Source organism: Amycolatopsis sp. NPDC114503, assembly GCF_055633655.1.
In genome coordinates this window covers 191763-213639 of record NZ_JBVKDT010000015.1, presented here as the reverse complement: position 1 = coordinate 213639, position 21877 = coordinate 191763, and the positions used below count along the sequence as shown (strand labels likewise).

Here is a 21877-nt window from a genome sequence, read left to right as displayed (position 1 = left end):
GGAGGGAGGCGTCAAAACGAAACTCGGCGGAATTCGATCTTTTCGTAGGCGCTGGTGCCGCCGGTTTCGTACAGGACGCCGATGGTGGTGCGGTCTGGTTGTACCAGGTCGGAGTAGCCGGCGGGGGCGTCGGTGAGAACGACCGACGGGTGCCAGGTTTTGCCGCGGTCGGAGCTGGTTCGGAGTTGCATCGTGCGGCGCACTGCGGGATCGGAGGGGCCTGAATAGAGGAGCACGCGGGGGTTGGCGGTTTGCAGGACGCTGCCTTCCACCTTCGGGCCGGACAGGGTCGGTTGCACTTGATAGGGACGGGTAAGGGTGCGGCCGCCGTCGGTGCTGTAGGCGTCCAGGCGGTGTTCCGGGGCGGAACCCTGGTTGCGGCTGGAGAAGTACACCGTGCCGTCGGGCAACTCGGTGGCGGTGGTTTCGTTGGGGGCGAGGACGCCGTCGGTCGGGTCGTCGGTGAAGCCGATGTGCCAGGTGCGGCCGTTGTCGTCGCTGTAGAGGTCGTGGCCGCCGTAGTACTTGGCTTCGGTTCCGACGTCGGCGGAACCCGCGGCGGGCGCGCTGGAGTGGTTGGCGGGGACGATGATCCGGCCGGCGTAGCGGCCGTGTTCGAGGAGGGTCGCGTGGCCGGGGGCGGCGGCGTACCAGCGCCAGGTCGGCAGTTTCGCGGTGGCGGTGATGTCGCGGGCCGGGGTCCAGGTGCGGCCGTTGTCGGGGCTGCGCTGGACGAAGACACGGCGGGTGTCCTGCGGGGAAACCGTGCCGGACATGATGGCCTTTTCGCTGACGGGTCCGTTGTGGACAGTCAGCAGGACTAGGTCGCCGTTGCGGGCCAGTACCGGGGTCGGGTTTCCGGCGGTGGCCTCGCCGTTGCTGTCGACTACCCGCAGGGCGCCCCAGGTGCAGCCGCCGTCGCGGGAGGTTTTGGCGACCGTTTGGATCGCGCCGGAGTCGCCGGGGGAGTCGCGGCGGCCTTCGGCGAAGGCGAGCAGCGAGCCGTTCGCCGCGCGGACTACGGCCGGGATGCGGAAGGTGTGGTAGCCCTCGGCGCCTGAGGTGAACGGGATCGACGAGGCGCAGTGGGGAGTCGCGTTGGCCGGCGGGGCCGGGACGAAGCTCAAGATCGTTGCGGCGAGCGCAAAGGTGACTGTTCTCGGGAGCACCGGGGGACCGCCTCTCGCTCCGGACGTGGGATGTCCGACGTCCTATGTCCGGAGAACTTAGAGAGGCGGTCGCGCGGCGTCAAGACTCCGGATCGGTGGCGGTCGCGCGGATGGTTCCGGCGGCGGCGGTCGCGGTGATCGACAGCGGGGCGGTGCCGGTGGGGCGTACTCGCATGATTTCCGCGGCCACCGGGGCGGCCAGGTGGGTGCGCAGGGTCCGGCGCAGGCCGCGGGCGCCGTATACCGGGTCGAAGCCTTGATCGGCCAGGAGGCGGACGGCGGATTCGGCTACCTGGAGGTCGACGCCCCGGCGGCGGAGCCTTGCGCGCAGCAGGTCGGTTTCCAGGCGGGCGACTTGTTCGATGGTGGTGCGGTCCAGTTCGTCGAAGACCACCGTTTCGTCGATGCGGTTCAGGAATTCCGGGTCGAAGAACGACTGCAGGGCTTTGTCGACGACGGTGCGGCGGGTGTGGCCGCGGTCCAAGAGCGTGCGCCAGCGGGAACCTCGGCGGCGGGCCAATTCCTTGGAGCCCAGGTTTGAAGTGAGGAAGACGAAACTGTTGCGGAAGGAGATCTTCTCCTGACCGTTCGCGAGACGGAGGATTCCGTTGTCCAGTACGCCTAAGAGGGCGCGCAGGACAGTCGGGTGGGCCTTTTCGACCTCGTCGAAGAGGACGATTCCGGGAGTGTACGGGTCACCCTCCACAGTGGAGCGGTCGAAGACGGTGAAGGCTTCCTTGCTTCCCGCGTAACCGGGCGGGGCGCCGTTGAAAGAGGCTGCGTAGTGCTCTTGGGCGAGGGAGTTCATGTCCACCCGGCACAGGTCGTCGGGGCCGGAGCGGAAGGCGGCGGCGACCTGGCGGACCAGTTCGGTCTTGCCTACGCCGGTGGGGCCCAGCAGCAGGACTGTCGCGGGTGGACGGTCGGGTTCCGTCGCGCCCGCGCGCGCCAGGGTGATGGCCCGGACGACGGCGTCGATGGCGGGGTCTTGGCCAAGGACGCGGCCTCGGAGGCGTTCGGACAGGGCGTCGGGGGTGTCCGGAGCGGACGGAGCGGGGGCGAGGGCCGGAGCGGCCGGCTGCCGGTTCCGGTTCTGGTCGTGGTACCTGTCGGTGATGAACGGCATGGTGTCCTTTCCCTGAACCAAAACCGGAACCGGCGGCCAGCGGGGGATCAGGCCTGTTTGGTCTTTTCGACCGGCAGTTCTCCCACTGGGCATTCGGCCACGCCGATCGTGCTGCGCGTGATGGCCTCGACGTTTTCCTGCGCCTTCTGCGCGTCGGTGACCCACGTGCGGTAGAACTCGAACGGGCAGTCCGCGACACCCTTGTCGCCGTCGCCGGCCGCGTGCACGCCCGAGTAGCCCCGGTGCAGCAGCTTGAAGAGGTGGTTCTGCGACTGGTCGTACTCGCGCGCGTCGCGAATCGCCGAAAGCGACAGCTGGGCGAACTGGATGCCGTATTCCTCCTCGCCGGTTTCGCCGAGCGTCCGGCCGTCGAAGCCGATGATCGAGGAGTGGCCGAAATACGAGTACACGCCGTCGAATCCGGCCGCGTTGGCGACCGCGACATAGCAGTTGTTGGCCCAGGCCATGGCTTTCGCCATCAGCACCTGCTGGTCCTTCGCCGGGTACATGTAGCCCTGGCAGCGGACGATCAGCTCGGCGCCCTTCATCGCGCAATCCCGCCAGATTTCCGGGTAATTGCCGTCGTCGCAGATGATCAGGGAGATCTTCAGGCCCTTCGGGCCGTCCGTGACGTAAGTCGTGTCTCCCGGGTACCAGCCCTCGATCGGGCACCACGGCAGGATTTTCCGGTACTTCTGCACGATCTCGCCGTGATTGTCGATCAGCACCAAGGTGTTGTACGGCGGCTTGTTCGGGTGGTCCTCGTGTTGTTCGCCGGTGATCGAGAAGACGCCCCAGGTGTCGGCTTCGCGGCAGGCTGCGGAGAAGATCGCGGTCTCCTCGCCGGGGACGGTCGCCGCGGTTTCGTACATTTCCTGCTCGTCGTACATGATCCCCTGCGTCGAGTATTCGGGGAACACGACGAGGTCCATTCCGGGCAGGCCGCTCTTCATGCCGACCACCATGTCGGCGATCTTGCGCGCGTTGTCCAGCACCTCGGCCTTCGAATGCAGCCGCGGCATCTTGTAGTTCACGACCGCGATGCCGACCGTGTCCGGGCTCGAGGAAATGTCACCGTGTCGCATGGGATTTCTCCTTCAGATGGAGGGTCACGCCGCGGCCGCGGCGCGGTCGTGGACGGAGCGGGGCTGACCGCGGAACCCGAGCACCGCGGCGAGGGCGACGAGCAGGACGGCGACCGCCGCGGCGATGAACGCGGTGGCGGCGGTGGAGCGGTAGCCGCCGGTGAGCGCGAGGAACGCGGGCAGCGTGCAGGTCGGCTGGCTCAACAGGACAGTCGTCCAGCCGGTGAACCGGGTCAGCTCCTCGCGGCCGAGCCCGAGCACGAGGAAGAACAGGCCCCACAGCAGGGCCCAGGAAAGCCAGATGACGCCGAACACGGGATCGTGCTGCCGCCAGAACGCCAGGCCGGCGTACACGAGCGCGGCGCCCGCGACGAACAGCGAGAACCAGCCGATGCCCTCGGGTTCGAGCCCGGCGAGGTTCGCGATCCCGACGTACAGATAGGTGAAGCCGAACAGGAACAGCCCGGACGCGCCGAGGATCGCTTCGGAATCCCCGTGCGCCTGGATGATCAGCACCGTCGGCGTCACGCACTGCAGCCCGCCCACGAACAGGTTCAGCGCGGCGGCCGACCGCGCGGGCACGCGCCCGAGCAGCATCAGCCCGTTGACCAGCAGTACCGCCCCGACGTAGAGCAGGCCGACGTTGTTCATCGCACGCTCCTCAGTTGGTACCAGATGAAATACTGTCAAGTGAAAGTAATTGGACAGACGGCGGGCGTCAAGACCGGAACGACAGCGGGTCAGAGCCGGGTGATCGGATCGAAGTCGCAGCCGTGGGCGGCGGCGAGGTGCACGTGCTGCGCGGCTTGCTGGCCGTGGAATTCGACGGTGCCGCGCGGTCCGTCGTAGGCGACGCCGTCGATGGCGGCGTTCAGCGCGCGCAGGTCCGGAGTGCCTGCGCGGCGGGCGAGTTCGGCGAGCGTATGCAAACCCTCGTAACAGGATTCGGCCGCGTTGTTGAGCGGCGGCGCGGCCGGGCCGTGCAGGCGGACGTAGCGGCCGAGCAGGTCCATCGCGTCCGCGGTGACGAGGGAACGGAAGTACGCGGCGGACGCGAAGAGATTGCGGGTCGCCTCGGCTCCGCTGGCGAGCAGCATGTTTTCTTCCATCAGCGGGCTGAAGCGCAGCATCTGCTCGTGGAGGCCGCGCGCGGCGAACGTGCGGTTGAACCGGACCGCGTCCTGTCCGACGAACAGCATGAGAACGCCGTCGCACGATGACGTTTCGACGCGGCGCACGAGCCGCGCCATGTCACCGGAGCCGAGTCCGACGAAGGCTTCTCCGGCGATCTGGAGATCGAGTTCCCTTGCGTAGCGCCGGATCGCGTTCGCGGAGCCGCGCGGCCACACGTAATCGTCGCCCGCCACGAACCAGCTGCGCGCGCCGCAGTTGTCGCGTAGCCACCGCAGCGCGGGCTGGATCTGCACGCGCGGAACTTCGCCGGAACAGTAGATGCCAGAACGACTTTCGCCGCCTTCGTAGAGCGATGTGTACACATACGGCACGCGGTCGGCGAGCACCGGCGCGAGCGCGTTGCGGACTGAGGAAATGTGCCAACCGGTGACCGCGTCGATCTCGCCCGCGTCGACCAAACGCCGCACGGCAGAGGCGACCTGGGCCGGAGGAGCGCCGCCGTCGACGACTTCCAGCGTCACCTCGCGGCCGAGGATTCCGCCCGCGTCGTTGAGTTCCCGGACCGCGAGTTCGCTGATCGCCTCGCACGAGGGCCCGAAAAGGCCCGCCGGTCCCTGCAGCGGGACGACCAGCGCGACGCGCAACGCGCTCGCGCGGCTGGCGACTCCGAGTCCCATGCCGGCTCCGGGCTTCTTTGCCGGTTGACTTGCTTCCATTTGGAAGTCTTACAATGCGGAGGCATTTGCGCAAGGGCGGAACGAGGGCGGGCGGATGAGGCAGGCACAGGCGGCCGAGGCGTCGTTGATCCGCGCGCTCACCCGCACCGCACGCGCGGTCACGCTGCGGATCGAGCCGCTGCTCAAAGAAGAAGGGCTGTCCCTCGACGGCTGGCTGGTCCTGGGCGCGCTCGCCGAGGGCGACGGCCTCACGATGACCGAACTCGCCGGGCACACCCTGGTCACCGGGCCGACGCTGACCCGCGTGGTCGACCGGCTGGTCACCACCGCGGCGGCGTATCGCGAGGTGGACGCGGAGGACCGGCGGCGGGTCCGGGTGTATCTCGCGCCGCGCGGACGCAGCGCGCATCAGCGGGCAACAGCCCGGCTGGCCGAGCTCGAACGCGAACTGGACCCGGCGGGGAGCGTGGCGGCGGCACTGGTGAGTGTTGATCCCAGCTGAGGCGGGTAGCCGGGCTCGTGCGTGTTCGTACCGGTTAGAACCGGCTTTGCCACTCACGACGACGCTGGGTCAGGACCTTGATCAGTTCGTCTTTGCGCTCGGCTACTTCGGCGTGGCTGCCCATGATCCCGACGGCGGCGACGGTGCGGCCGTCTTCCACCACGGCTACTGACACGCCATCGGCTTCGGTGGAAGCGCTGGGAGCGGCGACCAAGCCTTCGGTGCGGATCCGGGTCAGGTCCTGCACGAAGCGTTCGACCAGTTCGGCGTCGGCGGGCGGCAGTGCGCCGATTTGTGGCCACAGGTCGCGGTTTTCCATGGCTGCCAACAGGACCCAGCCGGTCGACGTGCGGATCGGCGAGCGGCGCACGAAACCCTCGGCGAGGTAGGCGTAGCGCGGGTCGTGCGAGGCGTAGTCGACGTAATAGAGGTCGCTGCCTACCATGATCGCCAGCACCGCGGTCATTCCGGTTTCCGCGTGCAGTGCTTCGAGATCCTCGTGCGACACCGTGGTGACGGTCGGGCGGCCGACCAGCCGGACGAGCAGGAACGGGGCCGGGCCGAGGGAGTAGCGGCGGTCGTGCTCGTCGAGGTAGCCGGTCGCGACGAGGCCGTTGACCAGGCCCTGGATCGAGCTCATCGGCGCGTCGAGTTCGCGGGCGAATTCGGTGAGCGTGACCCCGTTCCGGGAGCGCGCGGCCCGCTCCAGGATGGTCGACACCCGGTCGATCATCCGGTGGTGCGGCCTCGGGCGGCCGTCCGGCGTGGGGTGCGTCGGCATCGGTGCTTTCTCTCCTCGGGTGATCGGGAACTCTACCCGGACCAGCAGGTTGCGTAAATACGTATTTTGATGCCAGTATGCGTAGCGAGGAGGTGCGCTCGTGAGCATGCCACTGGACGGTGTCGTCGTCGCGGATTTCAGCCGGGTGCTGGCCGGTCCGCTGGCGTGCGTGAACCTGGCCGACCTCGGGGCGACGGTGATCAAGGTCGAACGGCCCGGTTCCGGGGACGACACCCGCGGCTGGGGACCGCCGTGGACGGCGCACTCCAGCTCGTACTTCGAATGCGCGAACCGGTCCAAGCAGTCCGTGGTGCTCGACCTCGGCGACCCGGACGACCTGGTCCTGGCGCGCGAACTCGCCAGCCGTGCCGACGTGCTCGTGGAGAACTTCCGGTCCGGCGCGCTGGGACGGCGCGGGCTCGACTACGAATCCGTCCGGGTGGGTAATCCCGGCATTGTGTACTGCTCGGTTTCCGGCTTCGGCGGCGACGCGGACCTGCCCGGTTACGACTTCCTCGTGCAGGCGATGGGCGGCCTGATGAGCGTCACCGGCCCCGAGGACGGCGAACCGGCGAAGGTCGGCGTCGCGCTCGTCGACGTGCTCGCCGCGAAGGACGCCACGATCGGCATTCTCGCCGCGTTGCGCGCCCGCGAGAAGACCGGACGGGGGCAGCGGGTCGAGGTGAATCTGCTGTCCAGTTTGCTCGGTTCGATGGCCAACCAGGCTTCCTCGTATCTCACGACCGGACGCGCACCGCGCCGGATGGGCAACTCGCATCCGTCGATCGCGCCGTATGAAACGTTGCGCTGCAAGGACGACGTGCTCGCGCTGGCTTGCGGCAACGACGGGCAGTTCCGCCGATTGGCCGAGGTGCTGGGCGTTCCGGAGCTGGCCGACGACGAGCGGTTCGCGACGAATGCCGAACGCGTGCGCAATCGTCCGGAGCTGAGAACCGCGCTCGAACAGCGACTCGGCACCGACACCGTGGTCGCGTGGGCCGAGCGGCTGACCGAGGTCGGCGTGCCCGCCGGTCCGGTCGGCGATCTCGCGGACGGGTTCAAGCTCGCGGAATCGCTCGGCCTCGCGCCCACCGTGCCGGTCGGCGATTCGCCGCCCCAGGTCCGCCATCCGATCGGCTATTCGGACACGCCGGTCGCCCGCTACACCGCCCCGCCCCGGCTGGGGCAGCACAGCGACGAGATTCGCCGCTGGCTCGCAGAGGAGAAGAAATGAGCGCCACGAAGTCCCTGCCGCCGCTGGATCCCCGCGACCCCGCCGGGCTCGGCGACCTGTTCACCGAAGACGAGAAGGCGATCGCGGCCGCGGTCCGCCGGGTTTGCTCCGAGCGGATCGACCCGTACGTCGGCGACTGGTTCGAACGCGGCGAGCTGCCCGACGTCCGCGGCCTCGCCAAGGACCTGGGGTCGCTCGGGGTGCTCGGCATGCACCTCGAGGGCTACGGCTGCGCGGGGATGTCGGCGACCGAGTACGGGCTCGCTTGCCTGGAGCTGGAGGCGAGCGACTCGGGCATCCGCTCGCTGGTGTCGGTGCAGGGCTCGCTCGCGATGTTCGCGATCTGGAAGTGGGGTTCGGAGGAGCAGAAGCAGCAGTGGCTGCCGTCGATGGCGGCGGGCGAGGCGATCGGCTGCTTCGGGCTGACCGAACCGGACGCCGGCTCGGACCCGGGCAGCATGCGCACCCGCGCGCGGCGCGACGGCGACGATTGGGTCCTCGACGGCCGGAAGATGTGGATTACCAACGGAAGCGTCGCCGACGTCGCCGTGGTGTGGGCGCAGACCGACAAGGGCGTGCGCGGCTTCGTGGTGCCCACGGACACGCCGGGCTTCTCGGCTCCGGAGATCAAGCACAAGCTTTCGCTGCGAGCCTCGATCACCAGCGAGCTTGTCCTCGACGGCGTGCGGCTGCCCGCGGACGCGGTGCTCCCGGAAGTCACCGGGCTGAAGGGACCGTTGAGCTGCCTTAACGAAGCCCGCTTCGGCATTGTGTGGGGTTCGGTCGGCGCGGCGCGTTCTTGCTTGCAGGCGGCGATGTCTTACGCCGAGGACCGCGTCCAGTTCGGAAAGCCGATCTCCGCGTTCCAGCTGACGCAGCAGAAACTTGTCGACATGACGCTCGAGTACACCAAGGCGTTGCTGCTCGCGATCCACTTGGGACGGCGCAAGGACGCCGGGGTGCTGCGGCCGGAACAGGTCAGCCTCGGCAAGCTGAACAACGTCCGCGAGGCGATCGAGATCTGCCGCACCGCGCGCACGATCCTCGGCGCGAACGGGATTTCGCTGGAGTACCCGGTGATCCGGCACATGAACAACCTCGAATCGGTGCTCACCTACGAGGGCACCGTCGAGATGCACACGCTGGTGGTCGGTCAGGCGATCACCGGGCAGTCCGCTTTCCGCTGAGGCGCGGCCATGGCCGCCAGCGCGACGGCCGCGGCCAGCATCCCGAGCCCGGCGAGCGTCCAGCCGAGGAAGCCGAACGTCAGCACCAGCGGGACCAGCACGATCGGTCCGGTGATGCGCGCGAGCGCGGTGCTGGTGGCGAACAGCGCCTGGTATTGGCCCTGATGTCCTTCGGGGGCAAGGCTGAACGCGAGGTGCCAGGCGCCGGCGGAGGCGGTCGTTTCGGCGATGGTGAGCAGGAATGCGCCGGCTAGCGCCAGCACGACGGGGTGCGCGGAAGCTCCGAGCGAGCCGAAGACGGAACAGGCGGCGATCAGGAAGATGCCGCCCACGGCAAGGGATCGGCGGGCCGTGCGGGCGTCGCGGACCTGTCGGCTGATCGGCAGCTGAAGGAGGACGACGAGGACGGTGTTGGCCAGCAGCACCACCGCGGAAGTCCATTGTGGAGCGGAACTGCGCATGACTATCCACAGTGGAAGGGTGACGCTGAGGATCGGCATGGTCAGCTGGGTGATCGCGGCCAGCAGCGTCAGGGTGACGTAGCGGCGGTCGCGCAAGGCGGGCCAGCCGGTCTGCCGTTCGGGGGATGCGTCCGGTCCGGCGTGCAGGTACAGCCCGGTGGCGAAGACGAATAGTCCGGCATCCACCACGAAAACGGTGACCGCGTTCGTGCCTGCGGCCAGGACGAGCGCGCCGATTCCGGAGCCCGCGCCGATGCCGATGTTGACGGCGGTGTGCAGCAATGCGCGGGCCCGGACGCGGCCTTCGGGAGCCACGACGGTCGCGACGACGGCTTGGCGGCCCGCCGCGAGCGCGCTCTGCCCGCAGGCGAAGAGCGCGCACGCGGCGATGTACAGCGGAACAGTGTGCGCGACGGCGAACAGCAGCAGGCCCGCGACCGCCGCGACGGTCGCCGCGGCCAGTGCGCGGCGGGCGCCGATCCGGTCCAGCAGCGTCCCGAACGGAACGGTGGTGGTCAGGCTCGTCGCGGCGCCGAGCGACAGCCCGAGCGCCACGATTCCCGCCGGCAGGCCGACCCGGGTGGTGAAGTGGACGGCGGACACGGCCAGCACCGCGCCGTCGCCCGCCGAGGTCAGGGCTTGTGCGGTGGCGAGCCGCCGGATCGCCGTGCGCGCGGTGTTCATGCCGGGCTGACCGACCAGCAGCGGGTCGACACGCCGACCGTGTTCCACATGTTGATGGCGGTGATGAGCGCGATCAACGCGGCCGCGCCTTCCTCGCCGAACGCGGCGACCGCTTCGGAGACGGTCGACTCGGGCACGTGCGTTTCGGAGAGGCGCGTGACGTCTTCGGTGAGCGCGAACGCGGCCCGCTCGGCCGCGGTGAACAGGCCCGATTCCGCCCAGACGGCGAGCGCGTCGACCCGCTGCGCGGTGACGCCTTCCTTGCGCGCGGCCTGCGAGTGCATGTCGACGCAGTACGCGCAGCCGTTGATCTGGGAGGCGCGGAGGCGGACCAGTTCGCGCAGGCCCGGGTCGATCTCGGCGTGGTCGAGCTGCTTGGTCGCGGCGTCGTCCAAAGTGCTCATCGCACGGGAGAAAATCGGGGCCAGGGCGTCGAAGTCGAGGCGCTGGGGGATCGGGACCAGAGTGGGGTTCGTCGTTGTCATGGACCTAGATTAGGTCTCGAATGGACCGAGTTCCCGGCCAATCTGACTCTAGGAACTCAGTCCATTTGCCAGCGCGTCGGCGGCAAGGGCGAGGGCTCGGGCGGACGACGCCGCGCCGTAGCCGATGACGACCCCGGCGCGGTCCGGATCGCCGCCGGGCGCGCGGTAGTCGGCGAGTCCTTCGAGGGCGACGCCGAACTGGCGGGCGGCGGCGAGCGTGCGTTCTTCGGCGGCTCCGTTCGGGAGTTCGACCAGGCATTGGAGACCCGCGGCGAGACCGCCCGGCCGCAACTCCGGTGCGCGTTCGGAAAGGAGCTGCGCGAACAGCTCGCGGCGGGTCCGGAAAGTGGCCCGGCGCCGGCGGACGGCTCGGTCGTACTCGTGGGAATCGAGGAAGCGGGCGAGGACCTGCTGGTGCAGTCCGCTGGGCGTGACGCCGCTGAGGTTGCGCTGCCGGAGCAGTTCGGGGAGAAGGTCGGGCGGGGCCACCGCCCACGCGACTCCGACGGCCGGGGCGAGGGCCTTGCTCGACGTGCCCAGGTACACGACCCGGTCCGGCGCGAGGGCTTGGAGCGCGCCGATGCTGCGGCGGTCGTAGCGGAACTCGCCGTCGTAGTCGTCCTCCAGGATCAGCGCGTCGCGGGAGTTCGCCCACTCGATCGCGGCCCGGCGGCGTTCCGGCGAGAGCGGCACTCCGGTGGGGAATTGGTGGGCCGGGGTGAGGAAGACCGCGTCCGCCTGGGTGTCGGCGAGGTCGGCCCCCTCGGAGTCGACCGGGATCGCGACGATCTCCAGCCCGGCTTCGGCGATGATGCGCCGGTGCCGTTCGTGCCCGAACTCCTCGACGGCGATCCGCTTGCCGCCGCGGGCCCGAATGCTTCGGCAGGTCAACGAAAGCAGGTCGCCGAAGCCGCTGCCGATCAGGACTTCCGCCGCGGTGACGGCCACGCCGCGAGTCCGGGCGAGGTACCCGGCGAGGGTGTCGCGGAGTTCAGTCGCTCCTTCCGGCGGGGCGTAGGCGAATGCGGAGACCGGCATTTCCGACAGCGCTCGCCGGGTTTGCGCGCTCCATTGGCTGCGCGGGAAGTCACCAGCGTCCGCGAGGCCGCCGCGAAGCTCGTGCTCCGGCGGCGATTGTCTTTGTGCGGCAACAGGTTGTGCCTGTCTGGGGAAGCCGGCGATCCACGTTCCGGCTCCGACGCGGCTCTCCAGCCAGCCTTCGGCGGCGAGCCGGGAGTAGACCTCGGACACAGTGCTGCGGGCGATCCCGAGGTCGGTGGCGAGCGCGCGCGAGGCGGGGAGCCGGGTGCCTACCGGCAGCCGGCCGTCGACGACCGCGGCGCGCAGGGCGGTTTCGAGCGCATGCGCGGGGCGGGTCGTGGACACGGGCAGGTAGAGGTCGAGACCCTCGGCCACCGATGCGCGCTTCATGGCCGGACTTTAGCCTGGCGCGTCCACAGTGGGCAGATGTCAGCTGAGCAGCGCCTCGGCTTCGCGGTACCGCGCGGGGGAGACCGTCTTCCGTCCGGCCGCCGCGGCCAACGGGACGGTGACGAGATCCGTACCGCGCAGCGCGACCATGACCCCGGATTCGCCCGCGTGCACCGCGTCCGCCGCGCGCAGGCCGAACCGGGCGCCCAGTTCGCGGTCGGCCGCGGTCGGCCGTCCGCCGTCCTGGCTCACCGCGACCGCGCGGGCCTCTTTGCCGGTGTGCCGCGAAATCTCCTCGGACAGCCAGGTCGCCACGCCGCCGCGCACCGGGGACCCTTCCGGGAGCGCGCCTTCGGCGATCACGACGATCGGAGCCCGCCGGTGTTCGAACCGGCGTGTCACCCGCGCCAGCACCTGGTCCAGGTCGAACGGGTGCTCCGGCCCGACGATCACGTCCGCGCCGCCCGCCAGCCCGGCGTGCAGGGCGATCCAGCCGGAATCCCGGCCGGCGACCTCGACGACCAGCGCGCGCTCGTGCGATTCGGCCGTGGTGCGGCACCGGTCGAGCGCGTCGGCGGCGATCTGCACCGCGGTGTCGAAGCCGAACGTCGTGTCGGTCGCCATGACGTCGTTGCGGACGGTCGCGGGAACGACGACGACCTGGACCCCGTCGGCGGCGAGTTTCGCCGCTCCGGCAACGGCGTCCTCCCCGCCGAGCACGACCAGCGCGTCGAGGCCGTGCAGCGAGTCGCCCGGCTTGACCGGGCCGCGCGACGAGCTGAGCAGCGGACGGTCGCGCATCAGCGTCTCGTCGATTTCGCGAGGCCCGATCGCCGTGGCGCGGTTCTCCCGCAGCCCTGCCCATCCGTCGCGAATGCCGACGATTTCCCAGCCGTACACCTGAATGCCTTTGCGAGCGAAGGCCCGGACCACCGCGTTCGATCCGGGGCAGTCGAGGTCGCCGGCCAGCATGCCGATCCGCATGAGGCGAGCGTGGCACGACTGAATCGATGAAGCAAGCGGGATGCGGAAACGCCCGGCGGGTTCCACCCGGCCGGGCGTTTCCGTTCTCTTTGGTGGTCTTCCGCGGGGATTACCGTCGCGGACCGGGGTCGCTGAAGCTGGGACGGCCGGTCTCGTTGTGCCCGGCGAACCGGCGCAGGTAGCCCGGCGCGGCCGGATCGGTCAGCGAGAGGTCGAACCAGCCGAACGAGGACGCGGTTTCGCACGGCACCCGCCGGGTTTCGCCGGGACCGAGCACGATCGTCCGGGCGGCACTCTGGCTGTAGTCGTTGCGCAGCTTGAGTTTCCGGCGCTGGCGGCCCGGGTTCGTGACGGTCAGCGTGAGCAGCGGGGCGCCGTAGTTGTTCGTGGACACCGAAACCTCGGGTTCAGTGGTGTCCGCAGTGGTGCCGGTGAACTGCGCGAGGTAGCCGTTCGCGCCGGTCACGCGAAGGTCGTAGTTGCCGTGCTCGTCGGTGCCCGGCGCGCCTTCCCAGATGTCGCTGACGGTGTCGTGTGCGGCGACCGTGTAGCGGCGCGGGGAATCGCCGTGCGCGTAGGCGTAGAAGTGCGCGCCCACGGTGCCGTTGTTGGTGAACTGCACCGAAATCGAGCGGCCGTCGCGCTTGCCGGAGACCCCGGTGGTGAACCGGTACGGCAGCGCTCGCGCGGGCCGGACGCCCGGCTCCTGCTTCGGAATCGCCTGCGGAAGCTTGACCGAGAACGGCTGGTTCTTGCTCGGCAGCGGAGCGGGCGTGGGCGTCACGACCGGTTTGGTCTGCGGGCGAGAGAAGTCGAACGCCGAGGTGAGGTCGCCGGAGACGGAACGGCGCCACGCGCTGATGTTCGGCTCCGCCACGCCGAACCGGGCTTCGAGGAAGCGCAGCACCGAGGTGTGGTCGAAGGTTTCCGAGCAGACCCAGCCGCCGCGCGACCACGGCGACACGACGAACATCGGCACCCGCGAGCCCAGCCCGGCCGGGTGCTTGCCGGCCAGCCGGTGGCCGCTCGGGCCGGTTCCGGTGCTCGGGCGCAGCTTGTCGAAGTCGAGGAACTCGTCGGCGAGGCTGGCCGAGAGCGACCGCGACACCAGGCCGTCCGTGCCCGGCCGGTTCAGCAGCGGCGGCATCGGCGGGACGACGTGGTCGAACAGGCCGTCGTTCTCGTCGTAGTTGATGAAGAAGACGGTCTTGCTCCACACCTCGGGGTTCGAGACCAGCGCGTCGAGGACGAGGTTCAGGTAGTACGCGCCGTCGCTGGCGGACGCGGCGGCGTGCTCGCTGTACTTGTACGGCGGGACGATCCAGGTGACCTGCGGCAGCGTCCCGGCCTGCACGTCGGCGCGGAACTCCTTGAGCGTGTGCGTCGAAACGCCCTGCTCGACCAGCGGCCCGGACGCGCCCTCCTGGCGGTGGTACTGCGCGAAGAACTCGAGCGAGTTGTCGGTGTAGTTGTCCGTCGGCTCGCCGGGGATGCCGCTGCCGCCCTGGTAGAGCTTCCAGGTGACGCCGGCCTTCTGCAGCCGCTCGGGGTAGGTGGTCCAGGTGTAGCCGTTGGTGTCCGCCCGCTCGTCCAGGCCGGGGCCGTTCGGCTTGGCGCCGAGCCGGTTCTGCGTGTCGATGGTGCCCGACCAGAGCATGATCCGGTTCGGCGCGGTGTCGGCGGGGACCGAGCAGTGGTAGGCGTCGCAGATGGTGAACGCCTCGGCCAGCGCGTAGTGGTAGGGCAGCTCGGAACGCTGTTGGTAGCACATGGTGAACACGTCCTGCTTCTCGTTCACCCAGCCGTCGTAGCGCCCGCCGTTCCAGAGCGGCTCGCCGCTGCCCCAGCTGTGGTCGGTGCCGGCGATGTGCTCGCTGGTGCGCAGGGCGTCGAGAGGGAACGGCAGCACGTACTCGGCGTCGTCGGGAAGGCCGCGGCCGTTGTAGCGGGAGGTGCGCGTCTTGACCGGCGGCTGGTAGAACACCGGCCGCCCGTTGGGCAGCAGGTGCGGCCGGGGGTCGCCGTAGCCGCGCACGCCGCGCATGGTGCCGAAGTAGTGGTCGAAGGACCGGTTCTCCTGCATGAGCACGACGACGTGCTCGACGTCCTCGATGGTGCCCGACCGGCGGGCCGGTTCGACCGCGAGCGCCTTCCCGATAGACCCCGGCAGCAGCCCGCCGGCCGCCGCGCCGGCCAGCGAAGCGCCTGCCATGCCGAGAAAGTTCCGGCGACTCGTACCCGCCATCTTGAGTTCCTCCACGTGTCCACGGCGAGACAGCGGTCGCCCGGAGTTACCGGCCGCCGCTCGCCCGGGTGAGAGCATGAACGAGCTGAGTGTCCCGGACCTGGCGTGCGGGTGAATACTCCGTCCGGGGCCGGTTTGTCGTGGTCCGGCCCGGATTTTCGTGATCTCGGCGACAGGGCGATCCGGTGATCGTCCCGGCACTGTCCGCGACAGTCCGCGGTGCGCCGGAAACGAGTTTCCGGACAAAAAAGTCATTGTTCCTTCTTGCCGCATAAGCACTTCGACTGCGCGGGCCGGGATGTGCTTTCCTGGCGGACGGCCTGGAACTCGGGGGTTCCGCGCGGCCTGGACGGAAGAAGGAGCACACCATGAACGATCCGTCGCCGAACGGGCCCGGCCCCGCCGCGCGGATCGACCAGATGGTCGCGCAGGCGAAAGCGAAAGCCGAGCGATACCAGGCGATGCAAGCCGCGGCCGGGCAGGTCTCGGTGACCGAGACCGGCAAGGACGGCTTGGTCACCGTCACGGTCGACTCGGCGGGCAACGTCACCGATCTGCGCGTCTCGGACCGGATCCGGGAACTCTCCGGCGACCGGATCGCCGCCGCGGTGCTCGGTGTCCTCCGGCGCGCGCAGGCGCGGCTCCCGGAACGGCTCGGCGAGGTCATGGCCGCCACGATCGGCGACGACCAGGCGACGGTGGACACGATCGTCGGCAATTACCGGGCCAAATTCCCGGAACCCGAACCGGACGAACCGGAATCGCCGGATCCGGGGAACCAGGTCAAGCTCGGCGCACTCGAAGAGGAAGCAAACGAGCCGAAGCCTCGCCCGGCCCGCCGTCCGGCGGCCGATCCCGGCGAGGGGGACGACGACTTCGGCCAGTCGTTCATGACCAGGGGATGAGCGGGGGGATTCGATGGCGGGCGACGGTTCCGGCGGCTACCAGGTCCATCCGGACGAACTGGCCACGCACGCGAAGGCGGTCGAACAGGTCGGCAAGACACTGGGGCAAGCGCTGTCCGCTGCCGAACAGGTGACCATGGGCGTGCAGGCCTACGGCATGATCTGCGGCCCGTTGTTCGTGCCGATCGTGCTCGCGGTGAGCGCTCCCGGCCTCGCCACGCTCGGGCTCGCGTCCGAAGCGATGAGCGAGGTGTCCGGCGCGGTGAACACGGCGGTCACGACCTATCAGACCGCGGAGCAGAACCACACGCGGGCGATCGACAGTCTGGGGAAGAAGCTTTCATGAGCAATCCGCTGGTGGCGCAGCGGCAGGATTCGACGACCTGGCATTCCGGGATCAGCGTTCTCGACGATGCCGCGGGCGTGTACGACGGCGTGCAGTCCGGTTCGTGGATCGAGGGCGGGATCTCCGCGCTCGGCGCGGGCCTGGACATGCTGACCATCGCGATGAATCCGGTCGGCACGCTGATCTCCTACGGGCTGAACTGGCTGATCGAACACGTCAAACCGTTGCAGGACGCGCTGAACCAGCTGGCGGGCGACGGCGACCAGATCGCGGCGTACTCGCAGACGTGGAAGAACGTCGGGGCAGCCACGCAGCAGGCGGCGAAGGACCTGGCCGCGACCGTGCAGAAGGACACCGCGAACTGGCTCGGCGGCGGCGCGGACGCGTACCGGGACAACCTGAAGAAGAAGATCGACCACATCAACGCCGCCGCGACGTGCGCGAACACGATCGGCACGGTGGTGGAGATCGTCGGCGTGGTCACCGCCGCGGTGCGCTGCCTCGTCCGGGACATGATCACCCAGGCGGTCGGCGACTTCATCCAGGACGCGCTGGAGGAGGTTTTCTCGCTCGGGCTCGGCACGCCGGTCGTGGTGGCCCAGGTGGTCGAGCAGGTGTCGGCGTGGATCGAGAAGATCGGCGCGCTGATCAAGAAGCTGATCACCTCGGTCGAGAAACTGCGGCCGATGATGTCGAAGCTCGAAGAGATCTTCGCCTCGATCAAGAAGGTGCTGTCCGACCTCCACGGCAAACCGGGCGAAGGCGGCGACGCGACCCATGTCTCGTCCGCGGACGAGCCGCACACCCCGGCGGGCAAGCCGTCGCACGGCGACGGAGCGCATCCGCCCGACGACGGAACCGCTCCCAGCGGCGCGGAGCCCGGGGGCGGCAGTCAGCACGGTTCCCCGGAGAAGCCGGGGGAGCCGCACGCCCGCGACAGCACCGATCCGGCGAAGGACGGGCGGCCCAACGACGGGAAGTGCACCGGCGGCGACCCGGTCGACCTCGCGACCGGCGAAATGCTGATGTCCCAGACGGATGTCGAGCTGCCCGGCGTGCTGCCGCTGGTGCTGCGCCGGACCCACCTGTCGAGTTACCGGCTCGGCCGTTCCTTCGGCTCGTCCTGGGCGTCCACAGTGGACCAGAGAGTCGAGCTGGACGAGGAGGGCGTCTGCTACGTGGGCGAGGACGGGGTCACGCTGACCTACCCGCTGCCCGCCGCGGACGGCTCGCCGGTGGTTCCTTCGCACGGCGTCCGCTGGCCGTTGCGCGCGCTGTCGGCCACCGAGTTCACCGTCACGAGCCCGTCCGACGGGCTGGTCCGGCATTTCCGTGCCGCACCGGAAAACGGGGCTCCGACCCGGGTTCTGCTGTCCGCGATCGCCGACCGCAACGGGAACACCGTCACCATCGCCCGGGACGGCGACGGCATCCCGACTTCGATCGAGCACTCCGGCGGCTACCGCGTCGCGGTCGAAACGGCGGACGGCCGGATCGCGGGACTGAGCCTGGCCCGCGCGTCCGGCGGCGACATTCCGCTGGCCAGCTACCAGTACGACGCCGAGGGCAGGCTGTCGGCGGTCGGCAACTCCTCCGGACGGGCCCTGCGATTCGAGTACGACCGGGCGGGCCGGGTCACCACGTGGACCGACCGCAACGGGCATTGGTACACCTATCACTACAACGAGGCGGGCCAGGTCGTCCGGACCGACGGCAGCGGCGGCGCGCTCGCCTGCTCGATCGGCTACGACGCCCGGAACCGGGTCACGACCTACCGCAATTCGCTCGGCGCGGTCAGCGTTTTCCAGTTCGACGCCGAATGGCACCTGGTGCGCCAGACCGACCCGCTCGGCGCGACCACGGTCTTCGAACGGGACCGCTTCGGCCGGGTCCTCGCGGAAACCGATCCGCTGGGGCACACCACAAGGTACGAGTACGGCCTCACCGACGAACCCGTCCGGACGGTTCATCCGGACGGAAGCGTCACCAGCACGGTCTGCGACGAGCACGGCCTGCCGGTCGCGGTAGTCGACGCCGACGGTGCACAGTGGACTTACCGGCGCGACGAACGCGGCAATATCGTCGAGGAGACCGACCCGGCAGGCGCGGTGACCCGGTACGAGTACAACGAATTCGGCCATCTGCGGGCGGAAACCGATGCGCTGGGCAACGTCCGTCGCGTCGAGACCGACGCCCGCGGCCTGCCGGTGGCGCTGACCGACCCGCTCGGCCGGACCACGCGGATCGCGCGGGACGAGTTCGGCCGGATCACCGCGGAAACGGATCCGCTGGGCCACACCGTCCGGACCTGGTGGACGGTGGAGGGAAAGCCGCTGGCCCGGACTCGCGCGGACGGGACGGTCGAGCGCTGGCGGCACGACCCGGAGGGCAACTTCGCCGAGTACTCCGTGGGCGAGAGCCCGCTGCTCTCGGTCGCCACGACCCATTTCGACCTGCCGGCCGCACAGATCGGCGCGGACGGCGGCCGGATCGAGTTCGGCTACGACACCGAGCTGAACCTGACCTCGGTCACCAACGCACAGGGCGGGGTCTGGCGCTACGAGTACGACGCGGCCGGTTTTCTCGCCAGGGAAACGGATTTCAACGGACGCGTGACGACCTACGCGCGCGACGCGGCGGGCCGGCTCGCCGGAAAGACCAACGGAGCCGGGCAAAGCGTCACCTACGAGCGCGATGCCCGCGGCAACATCGTGGCGGCCCGTTCCTCGACCGACACCCAACGCTTCGCGTACGACCCGGCGGGACGGCTGGTGTCCGCGGCGAACCGGGATTCGACCGTCGAGCTGACCAGGGACGTGCTCGGCCGCGTGCGTGCCGAGACGGTGAACGGCCGGACGGTCGAGTCGGAGTTCGACGCGCTCGGCCGCTGTGTCCGCAGGCGGACGCCGAGCGGCACCGTGACGACGTGGGAGTACGACGCCGCCGGATCGCCGGTCTCGCTGCGCAACGGCAGCCGGATGCTGAGTTTCGGTTATGACGCGGCGGGCCGGGAAACTGTCCGGACGACCCCGTCCGGCGTGCGGCTCGCCCAGTCGTGGGACCAGTCCGACCGGCTGGTCGGGCAGGCCGTGCTCGGCGGAGGCGACGACCCGGCGCGGCAGCTGCAGCACCGGACGTTCCGTTACCGGCCGGACGGCAGCGTCGTCGCCATGACCGACCGGATCCACGGCGCGCGCCAGTTCGACCTCGACGGATTCGGCCGGGTCACGCGGGTGCGCGGCGAGCGGTGGTCCGAGCAGTACGCCTACGACGAGTCGGGCAACCTCGCCGGCGAAGGCGCCGAGGCTTGGCGCAGCACCGGGACTTTGCTGCACGACGCGGGTGCGCTGCACTATCAGTACGACGCGCAGGGCCGGGTGGTGCGCAAGCAGCGCGGCGCCGAAGTGTGGCAGTACGACTGGAATGCCGACGACCAGCTGGTCGGGCTGGTCACCCCGGACCAGACCGGCTGGCGCTACCGCTACGACGCGCTGGGCAGGCGGATCGCGAAGGAACGACACATCGGCGGCCAGATCGCCGAACGCGTCGATTTCGTCTGGGACGGCACGACACTCGCCGAGCAGACCACCGCCGGGCAGTCGCTGACCTGGGACTACGACCCGTCCTCGCACCGGCCGCTCGTGCAGGTGGAGCGACGGAGCACCGACGAGCGGTTCTACGCGATCGTCACCGACCTCGTCGGCGCGCCGACCGAACTGCTGGACGAGCGCGGCGCGGTAGCGTGGTTCGGGCAGAACACGGTGTGGGGCAAGCCGATCGCGCACGGCGGCACGACGACGACGCCGCTGCGGTTCCCCGGCCAGTACGCCGATCCCGAATCCGGGCTCAACTACAACTATTTCCGGTACTACGACCCGGAAACCGCCCGTTATTTCAGCGCCGACCCGGTGGGCCTCGCCGGCGGCTACTGGCCGCACAGCTACGTGCCGAACCCGCTGACCTGGCTCGACCCGCTCGGTCTCTCGCTCCTCGACGTCAGCAAGAACGGCGTGCGCATCGTGGTGCACGAGTACGACGCCGACAAGCCCGCGCACGCCCACGTCACCGGCGGAGGGGGCAGGGAGGTGCGGATCGGGCCGAACGGCCATCCGATCGACGGCCAGCCGGAGCTTTCGGGCAAGCAGCGGGCCGTGGTGGGAGAATACAAAAAAGAGGTGCGGAAGGCCGTCCGCAAGCTCGGCAGGCGAAACCAGGCGGACGAAAAGGCCGAGGAAGAGCGGAAGCAGGCCGCAAAAGGATGTACGAAGTGACGACGTTGCGAGCCGATCTGACCGCGTTGTTCGAGACGGCCGGGCTGACCGGCGTCGAGGTCGACGCGGCGGTCGCGGACGAGCACGTCCGCTCGGACGCCTACCGTCGCGTCATCGCGGCGGCCGTCGCGCCGGATCCCCGGGAGCTGGCCGCGGTGCTGGTGCGGGATCCGGAACCGCTGACGGCCAAGACGGCGGTGGTGGAGCTGGTCGACCACGTCGCGGGGGAGACCGCCGATCCGGCCGAGTTCCGGCGCCGGGCGTCGGGGATCGTCGCGGAGGCGGACCGGCTCGCGCCGGAGAAGGACCGCGAGTTCGTCCGGCAGCGGGTGCGGGATTGGGAATTGTGGCTGGAGACCGAAAACGGCCAGGTCCCGGACGTCGCCGGCCTGGCGTCGGCAAGCGATTGGATGCAGCGGCGGCTGGCCGATTTCTCCGCTTCGCGGCAGACGCTGGCCTTGCTGGCCGAGCACGGTCGTACCAAGAAGATCCGGAATACCGCGGCGAACCGAGCGAAATCCCGAAAACCTGAAACGCCCTGAGCCCAGCACTCCGGCGGGACCGCGCAGCGAGCAGTCTCGCGCCTCTCGAAGCCTACGGTTTCACCCCCGGAAGCAGGACGAGACGAACTGGCCCGCGCTCCTTGCGGCACAGTTCGCCTCGAGCTGAGTGGCGACCCCGTTTCTCTTCGAGTGAACGGAAGGCACCACAATGTGCTCGCTGCTTTCGCAGGGCAGCGCGGTTCCGTTCAGCGTCGTTGCGTGGAGTTCAGAGGCGTTCGACGCATGTGAAACTGGCGGAGGCCGCGGCCTCCGCCAGTTTCACGTCACGCCGAGGGAGCGGCTTCGGCTTCTTCGACCATCTCGACGAGCTCCGCGACGTTCTGCCGCGCGCCTTCGTCGCCGGGGAACCACTCTTCTACCGTGGCAGGCAGCTTCTCCCGGATCACCTTCATGATCTCCCCGGCTTGCTCCGCGGAATAGGAACTGAGCGCGAAAAAGGCATAACCGCCAGCCACGAACGCCCGCAGGTCCGAGGCCAGCGCCGGGTCCTCGACTTCGTCCGCGATGAACCCGAGGACTCGGCGCAGCAGGCCGCGGCTGGGCATCCAGTCGAGGAAGTCGAGATCCGCCTTCCCCGGCGGATCGACGATGAAATCAGCGGACACGG

At 69.6% G+C, this 21877-nt stretch carries 19 protein-coding genes; 7 read left to right on the top strand and 12 right to left on the bottom strand.

What is annotated here, in order from left to right; all coding sequences use genetic code 11:
- Positions 1-11 precede the first annotated feature (11 nt).
- The 5 genes from ACZ7OI_RS42300 to ACZ7OI_RS42280 form a co-directional block, all read right to left on the bottom strand.
- Positions 12-1169 carry a sialidase family protein gene (locus ACZ7OI_RS42300; RefSeq protein WP_470269751.1) on the bottom strand — a complete coding sequence of 386 codons (1158 nt, stop codon included), beginning with the start codon at positions 1167-1169 and terminating at the stop codon, positions 12-14.
- A gap of 79 nt (positions 1170-1248) precedes the next feature.
- Positions 1249-2295, bottom strand: coding sequence for an AAA family ATPase (locus ACZ7OI_RS42295; RefSeq protein WP_470269750.1), 1047 nt, complete (start codon positions 2293-2295; stop codon positions 1249-1251).
- A gap of 47 nt (positions 2296-2342) precedes the next feature.
- A complete protein-coding gene (locus tag ACZ7OI_RS42290; protein WP_470269749.1) occupies positions 2343-3380 on the bottom strand; it encodes an aliphatic amidase in 1038 nt (345 codons plus the stop codon).
- Positions 3381-3404: 24 nt separating this feature from the next.
- Positions 3405-4031, bottom strand: coding sequence for an AmiS/UreI family transporter (locus tag ACZ7OI_RS42285; RefSeq protein ID WP_470269748.1), 627 nt, complete (start codon positions 4029-4031; stop codon positions 3405-3407).
- Positions 4032-4120: 89 nt separating this feature from the next.
- Complete coding sequence (locus tag ACZ7OI_RS42280) at positions 4121-5191, bottom strand: substrate-binding domain-containing protein (protein WP_470269747.1); 1071 nt, start codon at positions 5189-5191, stop codon at positions 4121-4123.
- A gap of 94 nt (positions 5192-5285) precedes the next feature.
- On the opposite strand from ACZ7OI_RS42280, the gene ACZ7OI_RS42275 reads away from it, so the two are divergent.
- Complete coding sequence (locus ACZ7OI_RS42275) at positions 5286-5693, top strand: MarR family winged helix-turn-helix transcriptional regulator (protein WP_470269746.1); 408 nt, start codon at positions 5286-5288, stop codon at positions 5691-5693.
- A 34-nt stretch (positions 5694-5727) separates the two neighbouring features.
- Here the strand turns inward: ACZ7OI_RS42275 and ACZ7OI_RS42270 are convergent, their stop codons facing one another.
- Complete coding sequence (locus ACZ7OI_RS42270) at positions 5728-6474, bottom strand: IclR family transcriptional regulator (protein WP_470269745.1); 747 nt, start codon at positions 6472-6474, stop codon at positions 5728-5730.
- A 106-nt stretch (positions 6475-6580) separates the two neighbouring features.
- Here ACZ7OI_RS42270 and ACZ7OI_RS42265 point away from each other — a divergent pair, with 106 nt between their 5' ends.
- Positions 6581-7708, top strand: coding sequence for a CaiB/BaiF CoA transferase family protein (locus ACZ7OI_RS42265; RefSeq protein WP_470269767.1), 1128 nt, complete (start codon positions 6581-6583; stop codon positions 7706-7708).
- Positions 7705-8895 carry an acyl-CoA dehydrogenase family protein gene (locus ACZ7OI_RS42260; RefSeq protein ID WP_470269744.1) on the top strand — a complete coding sequence of 397 codons (1191 nt, stop codon included), beginning with the start codon at positions 7705-7707 and terminating at the stop codon, positions 8893-8895. Before ACZ7OI_RS42265 ends, ACZ7OI_RS42260 begins: the two co-directional genes overlap by 4 nt.
- Here the strand turns inward: ACZ7OI_RS42260 and ACZ7OI_RS42255 are convergent.
- From ACZ7OI_RS42255 to ACZ7OI_RS42235, 5 genes are all read right to left on the bottom strand, one after another.
- A complete protein-coding gene (locus ACZ7OI_RS42255; protein WP_470269743.1) occupies positions 8862-10040 on the bottom strand; it encodes an MFS transporter in 1179 nt (392 codons plus the stop codon). The two genes, ACZ7OI_RS42260 and ACZ7OI_RS42255, sit on opposite strands and share 34 nt — an antisense overlap.
- Positions 10037-10525 carry a carboxymuconolactone decarboxylase family protein gene (locus ACZ7OI_RS42250; RefSeq protein ID WP_470269742.1) on the bottom strand — a complete coding sequence of 163 codons (489 nt, stop codon included), beginning with the start codon at positions 10523-10525 and terminating at the stop codon, positions 10037-10039. Before ACZ7OI_RS42250 ends, ACZ7OI_RS42255 begins: the two co-directional genes overlap by 4 nt.
- A 48-nt stretch (positions 10526-10573) precedes the next feature.
- Positions 10574-11956 carry a MocR-like pyridoxine biosynthesis transcription factor PdxR gene (gene pdxR, locus ACZ7OI_RS42245; RefSeq protein ID WP_470269741.1) on the bottom strand — a complete coding sequence of 461 codons (1383 nt, stop codon included), beginning with the start codon at positions 11954-11956 and terminating at the stop codon, positions 10574-10576.
- 39 nt (positions 11957-11995) lie between these two features.
- Positions 11996-12940 carry an ATP-dependent 6-phosphofructokinase gene (locus ACZ7OI_RS42240; protein ID WP_470269740.1) on the bottom strand — a complete coding sequence of 315 codons (945 nt, stop codon included), beginning with the start codon at positions 12938-12940 and terminating at the stop codon, positions 11996-11998.
- 109 nt (positions 12941-13049) lie between these two features.
- Entirely contained in the window at positions 13050-15185 is a 2136-nt protein-coding gene (locus ACZ7OI_RS42235; protein ID WP_470269739.1) for a phosphocholine-specific phospholipase C, read from the bottom strand.
- A gap of 368 nt (positions 15186-15553) precedes the next feature.
- Between ACZ7OI_RS42235 and ACZ7OI_RS42230 the strand changes: the two genes are divergently transcribed.
- From ACZ7OI_RS42230 to ACZ7OI_RS42215, 4 genes are read left to right on the top strand one after another with little or no spacing between them, the layout of a single operon-like run.
- A complete protein-coding gene (locus ACZ7OI_RS42230; RefSeq protein ID WP_470269738.1) occupies positions 15554-16090 on the top strand; it encodes a YbaB/EbfC family nucleoid-associated protein in 537 nt (178 codons plus the stop codon).
- Positions 16091-16103: 13 nt separating this feature from the next.
- Complete coding sequence (locus ACZ7OI_RS42225; RefSeq protein ID WP_470269737.1) at positions 16104-16436, top strand: type VII secretion target; 333 nt, start codon at positions 16104-16106, stop codon at positions 16434-16436.
- The gene (locus tag ACZ7OI_RS42220) at positions 16433-20707 is read left to right on the top strand and encodes a DUF6531 domain-containing protein (RefSeq protein ID WP_470269736.1); all 4275 of its coding nucleotides are present in this window, start codon (positions 16433-16435) and stop codon (positions 20705-20707) included. Before ACZ7OI_RS42225 ends, ACZ7OI_RS42220 begins: the two co-directional genes overlap by 4 nt.
- Positions 20695-21249: a hypothetical protein gene (locus ACZ7OI_RS42215; protein ID WP_470269735.1), complete on the top strand. Its 555-nt coding sequence runs from the start codon at positions 20695-20697 to the stop codon at positions 21247-21249. The genes ACZ7OI_RS42220 and ACZ7OI_RS42215 overlap by 13 nt, the downstream gene beginning before the upstream one ends.
- A gap of 284 nt (positions 21250-21533) precedes the next feature.
- On the opposite strand, the gene ACZ7OI_RS42210 is transcribed toward ACZ7OI_RS42215, so the two are convergent.
- Positions 21534-21875, bottom strand: a complete 342-nt coding sequence (locus ACZ7OI_RS42210; protein WP_470269734.1) for a hypothetical protein — start codon at positions 21873-21875, stop codon at positions 21534-21536.
- Positions 21876-21877: the final 2 nt, after the last annotated feature.

Bases quoted from the DNA above. Each gene is read 5' to 3' on its own strand.
- ACZ7OI_RS42295 (WP_470269750.1), bottom strand. From the start codon at position 2,295: ATGCCGTTCATCACCGACAGGTACCACGACCAGAACCGGAACCGGCAG.
- ACZ7OI_RS42290 (WP_470269749.1), bottom strand. From the start codon at position 3,380: ATGCGACACGGTGACATTTCCTCGAGCCCGGACACGGTCGGCATCGCG.
- ACZ7OI_RS42285 (WP_470269748.1), bottom strand. From the start codon at position 4,031: ATGAACAACGTCGGCCTGCTCTACGTCGGGGCGGTACTGCTGGTCAAC.
- ACZ7OI_RS42280 (WP_470269747.1), bottom strand. From the start codon at position 5,191: ATGGGACTCGGAGTCGCCAGCCGCGCGAGCGCGTTGCGCGTCGCGCTG.
- ACZ7OI_RS42275 (WP_470269746.1), top strand. From the start codon at position 5,286: ATGAGGCAGGCACAGGCGGCCGAGGCGTCGTTGATCCGCGCGCTCACC.
- ACZ7OI_RS42270 (WP_470269745.1), bottom strand. From the start codon at position 6,474: ATGCCGACGCACCCCACGCCGGACGGCCGCCCGAGGCCGCACCACCGG.
- ACZ7OI_RS42265 (WP_470269767.1), top strand. From the start codon at position 6,581: ATGCCACTGGACGGTGTCGTCGTCGCGGATTTCAGCCGGGTGCTGGCC.
- ACZ7OI_RS42260 (WP_470269744.1), top strand. From the start codon at position 7,705: ATGAGCGCCACGAAGTCCCTGCCGCCGCTGGATCCCCGCGACCCCGCC.
- ACZ7OI_RS42255 (WP_470269743.1), bottom strand. From the start codon at position 10,040: ATGAACACCGCGCGCACGGCGATCCGGCGGCTCGCCACCGCACAAGCC.
- ACZ7OI_RS42250 (WP_470269742.1), bottom strand. From the start codon at position 10,525: ATGACAACGACGAACCCCACTCTGGTCCCGATCCCCCAGCGCCTCGAC.
- pdxR (WP_470269741.1), bottom strand. From the start codon at position 11,956: ATGAAGCGCGCATCGGTGGCCGAGGGTCTCGACCTCTACCTGCCCGTG.
- ACZ7OI_RS42240 (WP_470269740.1), bottom strand. From the start codon at position 12,940: ATGCGGATCGGCATGCTGGCCGGCGACCTCGACTGCCCCGGATCGAAC.
- ACZ7OI_RS42235 (WP_470269739.1), bottom strand. From the start codon at position 15,185: ATGGCGGGTACGAGTCGCCGGAACTTTCTCGGCATGGCAGGCGCTTCG.
- ACZ7OI_RS42230 (WP_470269738.1), top strand. From the start codon at position 15,554: ATGAACGATCCGTCGCCGAACGGGCCCGGCCCCGCCGCGCGGATCGAC.
- ACZ7OI_RS42225 (WP_470269737.1), top strand. From the start codon at position 16,104: ATGGCGGGCGACGGTTCCGGCGGCTACCAGGTCCATCCGGACGAACTG.
- ACZ7OI_RS42220 (WP_470269736.1), top strand. From the start codon at position 16,433: ATGAGCAATCCGCTGGTGGCGCAGCGGCAGGATTCGACGACCTGGCAT.
- ACZ7OI_RS42215 (WP_470269735.1), top strand. From the start codon at position 20,695: ATGTACGAAGTGACGACGTTGCGAGCCGATCTGACCGCGTTGTTCGAG.